The following is a 4,916-nucleotide window of genomic DNA, read 5'->3' on the forward strand; positions in this document are numbered from 1 at the left end:
ACATGTGTATCAGAGACCGCTCCGCCCCCGAACCGGAGATCCACCCCGGCGCCTCGCCGCCGCACCTCGCCGACAGCGACGAGCTGGGCCCCAGCGGCTCCGAGCCGGACTGGTGGCGCGTGGACAGCAGCCCGTTCGGCCTCGCCGACAGCGTCCCCGGCTTCGTCGGCGGCGTGGAGATCCCCGAGATACTCAAGCCGCCGCCCGGCAAGGAGGACGGACCTCCCCCTTCCCTCCGCAAGGAGACCGAGGAAGAGGAGGAGGAAGAGGAGGCCGTCGAGGAAGGGGGCGGCCGGCGGCGCTGGGTGCCGCGGCTGCCCGGGGCCGGCGCCGGGTTCAGCAACCCGCTCCTCGTCCTCGCCGCCGCCCTCCTCACCGTCGGCGCCGTCCTCGGCAACTGGCTTGCCCTGGGCGGCGGCTGGCTCATCGCCTACGCCTCCCGCAGGCTCACCCGCGCCGAGGCGAAGTGGGCCGCCCTGGGCCTGCCGGGGCTCGTCGCGGCCGGGGGGATCACCTGGCTGTGGGGGCGCACCGACGGCCGTTGGGGCGACCCGATCCGCGACGGGCACATGAGCGACGCCATCGCCGAGACCTGGCCGTGGGTCGTGCGCGGCGCGGCCGTCGCCTCCGCGCTCTTCCTGCTGTGGAGGTCGCAGCGGCAGCGGCCGTGAGTCAGTTCTTCTTCGCCAGGTCCGCCTGCATCTCGTCCAGGATCTTCGCCGCGGCCGTGTAGCCGATGCCCTGGATCCACAGCTCGTCCTCGACGGTGTGGACGTTGCCCGACTTCACCGCCTTCATGTTCTTCCACAGGCTGCTGTCCACGGTCTGCGTCTCCTTGGCCTTCTTCGGATCGCCGTACGTGGACCGGAAGATGACGTCCGTGTCCGCGAGGTCGATCTTCTCGGGGGACAGGTCGTAGGAGAAGCCGTCCTTCGCCTTCGCGGAGATCGGGGCGCGACCGAGGCCGACGTCCTTGAGGAGCGTGGCGATGTAGCTCTGCTCGCCATAGAGGCGGATGTCGGCGCCCTCCATGAAGCGCAGGACGTTGACCTTGGTCTGCGCGGCCTTCGCGGGGCCGCCGATGGCCTCGGTGACCTTCTTGGCGTGCGCGGTGTAGTCGGCGACGGTCTTCTTCGCCTCGTCCTGGCGGCCCAGCGCCTCGGCGTGCACCTGGAAGTTCTCCTTCCAGGGGTAGCCGGTCGTCTCCGTCATGACGGTCGGCGCGATCTTCTTGAGCTGGTCGTACTTCGCCGCGTGGCGGATCTTGGAGGTCAGGATCAGGTCGGGCTTGAGCGCGGCGATGGCCTCCATGTTGGGGTTCATCATCTCGCCGACGTCCTCGATGCCGCTGACCTTGTCCTTGGGCAGATAGCCCAGGAAGCCCGAGGACGCCTCGACGTGCGTGGAGCCGATGGGCTTCACGCCCAGGGTGATCGCGGAGTCCAGTTCGGCGGTGTCGAGGACGACGACCCGCTTGGGGCTCACGGGGACCTGCACGTCGCCCATGGCCGTCTTGACGGTGTGCGTCTCACCGGAGCCGGTGTTCTCGCCGGAGTCGGAGGAGCCGCAGGCGGAGAGCGCCAGCGCGCCGGTCAGGGCGAGGGCGCCCGCGGTGAGGGAGCGGCGGCGCAGCGGGGAGCGGAGGTGGGTCATGGCGGTGCCTTTCGTGCGGGCCATGGCGGTGCCTTTCGGACGGGCCGTGCGGCTCGGGCGGGGGTGCCGGGGCCGCTCAGGCGGGGGTGCCGGTGCGGGCGGGCGCCGCCGCGGACCACGGCGCCCCGGGGACGACCAGGGGGGAGCCGGTCACGGGGTCCGGCACCACCACACACTCCAGGCCGAAGACCTCGTGGACGAGTTCCTCGGTGACGATCTTCGAGGGGGCTCCCTCGGCGACGACCTCGCCGGCCTTCATGGCGACGAGGTGGTCGGCGTAGCGCGCGGCCTGGTTCAGGTCGTGCAGGACGACGACGACCGTGCGGCCGCGGTCGTGGTTCAGCTGGCGTACGAGGTCGAGGACCTCCACCTGGTGGGAGATGTCCAGGTACGTGGTGGGCTCGTCCAGGAGCAGCAGGTCCGTGTCCTGGGCCAGGGCCATCGCGATCCACACGCGCTGGCGCTGGCCGCCGGAGAGCTCGTCGACGGAGCGTTCGGCGAGCGCGGCCACGTCGGTGCGCTCCATCGCCTCCGTCACCGCCTTCTCGTCGGCGTCGGACCACTGCTGCCACCAGTGCTGGTGCGGCTGCCGGCCGCGCGCGACGAGGTCGGCGACGGTGATCGCCTCGGGCGCGACGGGCGTCTGCGGGAGCAGCCCGATCTGCTGGGCGATCTTCTTGGTGGGCAGCTTGGCGAGGGCCTCGCCGTCCAGGAGGACCGCGCCGCTCCGGGGCTTGAGGAGCCGGCCGAGGGCGCGCAGCGTCGTGGACTTGCCGCAGGCGTTGGGGCCGACGATCACCGTGACCCTGCCGTCGGGGATCGCGAGGTCGAGGCGGTCGACGACGGTGCGGTCCTCGTAGGCGAGGGTCAGCTCGCGGGCCGTGAGGCGGGCGGCATTCACGACGTGCCTCCATTGCGGACGGTACGGCTGCGGATGATCAGCCAGATCAGGTACGGGGCGCCGACGGCCGCCGTCAGGACACCGACGGGCAGTTCGGTCGGCGAGAACAGGCGGCGGGCGAGCAGGTCCGCGAGGACCACGATCAGCGCGCCGAGCAGGGCCGAGCACAGCAGGGGGATCTGCGCGGTGCGGGTCAGGCGGCGGGCGATCTGCGGGGCGAGCAGCGCCACGAAGTCGACGGGGCCCGCCGCGCCGGTGGCCACCGAGGCGAGGACGACACCGAGCAGGACGAGACCGAGGCGTACGTGTCCCAGGCGCACCCCGAGGGCCGTCGCCGTGTCGTCGTCCAGGGAGACCGAGCGCTGCGCGCGGGCCGCCCACAGGACGAACGGGAGCAGCACGAGCAGGGTCAGGCCGAGCGGGTTCGCCTCGGCCCAGCCGCGGCCGTTGAGGGAGCCCGTCATCCAGATCTGCGCCTGCTGGGCGACGAGGTAGTCGCCCTTCGTCATGAAGAGCGTCGTCACCGAGCGCAGCGCGATGGCGAAGCCGATGCCGATCAGGACGAAGCGGGTGGCGTGCAGTCCGCCGCGCCACGCGAAGACGTAGACGAGGGCGGCCGCGGCGATGCCGCCGACGACGGAGAGGTAGGGGAGCACCGTGTACGAGGTGATCCCGAAGGTCATCGCGCCGACGGTGAGCGCGCCGGCGCCCTGGCTGATGCCGATGATGTCGGGGCTGGCGAGCGGGTTGCGGGCGACGGTCTGGATGAGCGCGCCGGCCACGCCGAACGCGGCGCCCACCAGCAGGCCCACGACCATGCGCGGTTCGCGCAGCGTGCCCACGACCAGTTCGTCGGGGGAGGGCTGCCCGAAGACGACCTTCAGGGCCTCGGCGGGACGTACGAAGGACTCGCCGACGCAGAGGTAGGCGAGGCAGCCCGCGGCGAGCAGGACGGTGAGGGCGGCCGCCACCACGGCGGCCCGCCGGTGCACCAGGAAGGCCGCCCTGCGCACGCGCAGCACCGCGTAGCCGGCGGGCCGGACCGGGGGCCGGGTGGTCACCGCGGTCATGCCGTCACCGCCTTCCGGCGTACGAGGGTCACGAGGAACGGCACCCCGATGAGCGCGGTCATCACGCCCGCGGGGACCTCGCTCGGCGGGAAGACGATCCGTCCGACCGTGTCGGAGACCAGCAGCATCACGGGGCCGATGACCGCCGCCATCGGCAGCACCCAGCGGTGGTCGCTGCCGACGATCGCGCGGGCGATGTGCGGGACGGCCAGGCCGATGAAGGCGATGGGTCCGGCGGCGGCGACGCCCGCGCCGGTGAGGACCGTCGCGCCGAGCCCGCCGATGACCCGGACGGCCGCGACGTTCTGGCCGAGGCCCTTGGCCACGTCCTCGCCGAGCGCCAGCGCGTCCAGGCCGCGCGCGACCGAGACGACGAGCACCACGCCGACGAGCAGGAACGGCCAGATCTGGCCGACGATCTCGGCGTCGCGCCCGGAGAGCGAGCCGACCTGCCAGAAGCGGAACTCGTCCAGGGCGGAGGCCTTGGTGGTGAGGACCGCGGTCGTCACGGAGACGAGCAGGGCGTTGATCGCGGCGCCGCCGAGCGCGAGCTTCACGGGCGTCGCGCCGCCCCGGCCGCTGGACGCGATGGCGTACACGGCGACCGACGCGAGCCCCGCGCCGGCGAACGCCCACCAGACGTATCCGGTCAGCGTGTGCACCCCGGCGAAGGCGATGGCGAGGACGACGCCGACCGAGGCGCCCTGGCTGATGCCGAGGATGCCGGGGTCGGCGATGGGGTTGCGGGTGATGCCCTGGAGCACCGTGCCGGCCAGGGCGAGCGCGGCGCCCACCAGCACGCCGATCACGGTGCGCGGCACCCGCATCTCGCGGATCACTTCGGCGGAGTCGCTGTGCCCGCCGTGCAGCAGCGCGTCGAGGACGGCGGACGGCGCGATCGCGCGGGCGCCGACAGCGAGGCTGAGCAGGACCGCGAGCAGCAGGGCCACGACGGCCGCCGTCATCAGGACGGCGCGTCTGACGGGCACACGCATCGGCTGAGCTCGTTTCACGGGAGGACGGATCCCAGGGGGACGGACGTCTCTTGGTAAGGCTTGGCTAAGTCTACGGGCGGGGCCGGGCGGGCCCCTCGGCACAATGGGCGCATGACCTCACGCGCGCTCACGGTCGGCTTCGACCTCGACATGACCCTCATCGACTCCCGGCCCGGCATCAGGGAGGCCTACCGGGCGCTCTCCGCCGAGACGGGGACATACATAGACGCCGATCTCGCCGTCACGCGCCTCGGGCCGCCGCTGGAGCAGGAGCTGCGCGAGTGGTTCCCCGAGGAC

The 4,916-nt window shown here is 72.6% G+C and carries 4 protein-coding genes and 2 pseudogenes; 2 read left to right on the top strand and 4 right to left on the bottom strand.

Going from position 1 to position 4,916, the window contains the following annotated elements; genetic code table 11:
* Positions 1–671 (top strand): annotated as a pseudogene (locus AOK22_RS34330) (hypothetical protein); the annotation flags it as partial.
* Position 672: 1 nt separating this feature from the next.
* On the opposite strand, the gene AOK22_RS34335 reads toward AOK22_RS34330, so the two are convergent.
* The 4 genes from AOK22_RS34335 to AOK22_RS34350 are packed head-to-tail and all read right to left on the bottom strand — an operon-like array spanning position 673 to position 4,619.
* Positions 673–1,677, bottom strand: coding sequence for an ABC transporter substrate-binding protein (locus tag AOK22_RS34335; protein WP_425264104.1), 1,005 nt, complete (start codon positions 1,675–1,677; stop codon positions 673–675).
* Between the two features lie 52 nt (positions 1,678–1,729).
* Positions 1,730–2,554, bottom strand: coding sequence for an ABC transporter ATP-binding protein (locus AOK22_RS34340; protein ID WP_055702631.1), 825 nt, complete (start codon positions 2,552–2,554; stop codon positions 1,730–1,732).
* Positions 2,551–3,624 carry a FecCD family ABC transporter permease gene (locus AOK22_RS34345; protein WP_055702632.1) on the bottom strand — a complete coding sequence of 358 codons (1,074 nt, stop codon included), beginning with the start codon at positions 3,622–3,624 and terminating at the stop codon, positions 2,551–2,553. Before AOK22_RS34345 ends, AOK22_RS34340 begins: the two co-directional genes overlap by 4 nt.
* Entirely contained in the window at positions 3,621–4,619 is a 999-nt protein-coding gene (locus AOK22_RS34350; protein WP_055702633.1) for a FecCD family ABC transporter permease, read from the bottom strand. The genes AOK22_RS34345 and AOK22_RS34350 overlap by 4 nt, the downstream gene beginning before the upstream one ends.
* A gap of 111 nt (positions 4,620–4,730) precedes the next feature.
* Between AOK22_RS34350 and AOK22_RS34355 the strand changes: the two are divergent.
* Positions 4,731–4,916, top strand: a pseudogene (locus tag AOK22_RS34355) (HAD family hydrolase); the annotation flags it as partial.

Origin of the sequence: Streptomyces silaceus, assembly GCF_001419745.1 — a bacterium.
Classification (GTDB): domain Bacteria; phylum Actinomycetota; class Actinomycetes; order Streptomycetales; family Streptomycetaceae; genus Streptomyces; species Streptomyces silaceus.

Coding starts and splice junctions, on each gene's coding strand:
- AOK22_RS34335 (WP_425264104.1), bottom strand. CDS start 1,677: ATGGCCCGCACGAAAGGCACCGCCATGACCCACCTCCGCTCCCCGCTG.
- AOK22_RS34350 (WP_055702633.1), bottom strand. CDS start 4,619: ATGCGTGTGCCCGTCAGACGCGCCGTCCTGATGACGGCGGCCGTCGTG.
- AOK22_RS34345 (WP_055702632.1), bottom strand. CDS start 3,624: ATGACCGCGGTGACCACCCGGCCCCCGGTCCGGCCCGCCGGCTACGCG.